General features: G+C 47.8%; 2 protein-coding genes. Both read right to left on the bottom strand.

All coding sequences use genetic code 11. The annotated features are described in order from the left end of the window. On the bottom strand, positions 1 to 427 hold a 427-nt coding region (locus GIW69_RS26075; RefSeq protein ID WP_236485666.1), incomplete at its 3' end, for a twin-arginine translocation signal domain-containing protein. A gap of 119 nt (positions 428 to 546) precedes the next feature. Continuing rightward, positions 547 to 1314, bottom strand: a complete 768-nt coding sequence (locus GIW69_RS26070; RefSeq protein ID WP_236485664.1) for a TSUP family transporter — start codon at positions 1312 to 1314, stop codon at positions 547 to 549. Positions 1315 to 1511 lie beyond the last annotated feature (197 nt).

Below are 1511 nucleotides of genomic sequence, written 5' to 3'. Positions count from 1 at the left end.
CAATCAGACGCCCCTGACGATCCCGGCACATGCCGTTGGAAAAGTTCGAGTGTTCGCGGTACACGGTGAAGGTGTCGGTGATTTCGTCCCAGCGCATGATGCGATTATTGGGAATGTCGCTGACCAACAAATAGCGGCCATCACCCACCCACACCGGCCCTTCGGCCCAGCGCATGCCGGTGGCGAGTTTTTCAACACTGGCGTTGAAAACACGCAGATCGAGGAAGCTGTCGTCGAGGATGTGAATCAGTGGATCAGGGTAACGCTGACTCAAGGGTTCGGCGGCATCGGAAAATCGGGGTAGTGCGGTGCTGCCGACGGTGGCGAGCGTGGCGGAAACGGCGAGGGACTTTTTCAGGAAGCTGCGGCGGGTATTGCCCTTCGCTTGGTCAGGACTTTCAGGCGTGGCGGAAAGGGATGAGTCCATGTAGCGATCTCCGTGGTTTTATTCTTTTTGGGGAGGCGTAGTAATACCTTGTGGTAGGACATCGTAAAAGTGGTTCGTCTGCTGTATCAAGAAGACGGCATGGCATACGACCTTGGCCGCTAAGAAAATAGAGACAACCCCATTCTGCCTATCAAAAATATAAGCAAAACCAGAAAAAATATCCTGATGAAGCTACTTCCGTAACGAAGTGCCAAGAAAACACCAGTGATAGAGCCTGCCATATTGCATAAAGCAACTATCCCGCCAACAGTCCAAAGGACGTTACCCGTCGGAATAAAAAAGAGAAGCGCTGCGCTAAACGTTCCTAAATTAACAAGCTTCGCAGAGGCTGATGCATTTAAAAAATCAAAACCGAAAAATTTAACAAATATAAATAGCAAGAGGCTGCCGCTGCCTGGGCCAAACACACCATCATAGAAACCAATGAGAGCGCCAAAGAAAATGCCTAATATAATTTCCTTTGATCCGCAGTGTTTGCTGGAACCAGACAAGCCCAGTTCCTTTTCCTTAAACGTGTAAATTGCCATGCCAATCAAGATGAAAAATACAAGAAACTCCATCGGCTTTTTTGGAACGATGGATACTGAGAGGGCACCCAGAAAGGCAAACAGAAACGCGGAAAGCATGGTGGGAAGCATTAATTTCCATTTGATTTTTATTCTTTTTACATAGCTGAATATGGAAGACAAGTTACCCGCCAAAACTGCCAGCTTATTAGTACCAAAAACCGTAGCCAGGCTTTGCTGAGGCAGGGCATGTAAAAGCGCTGGTAATTGTACAAGTCCGCCACCTCCGACGGCGGCGTCTATGAGTCCGCCGCAAAAGGCAAAAAAACCTAGCGCGATCAACGCGTCTTCAAAATTCATACAGCGGAGCCGGTCGAAACGTTACTGCTACATAAAAAATCATGATATTCGTCTTTATCAAATCATATTTAGGGATGGTCTGAAGTAGCCATGTATTTCCCCGGCATACCACCTAGCGCAACTTTTAAACTCGCCAAATGATCAAAAAACAATCAATTCGACGAGTATTTCTTACGTTTTCGCCACCCGGACCCCAC

This window comes from Pseudomonas syringae, from assembly GCF_021605415.1.
Taxonomy (GTDB): Bacteria; Pseudomonadota; Gammaproteobacteria; order Pseudomonadales; family Pseudomonadaceae; genus Aquipseudomonas; species Aquipseudomonas syringae_S.
Note: the sequence above shows the minus strand (reverse complement) of the source record. Positions and strands in the feature narration are given on the sequence as shown.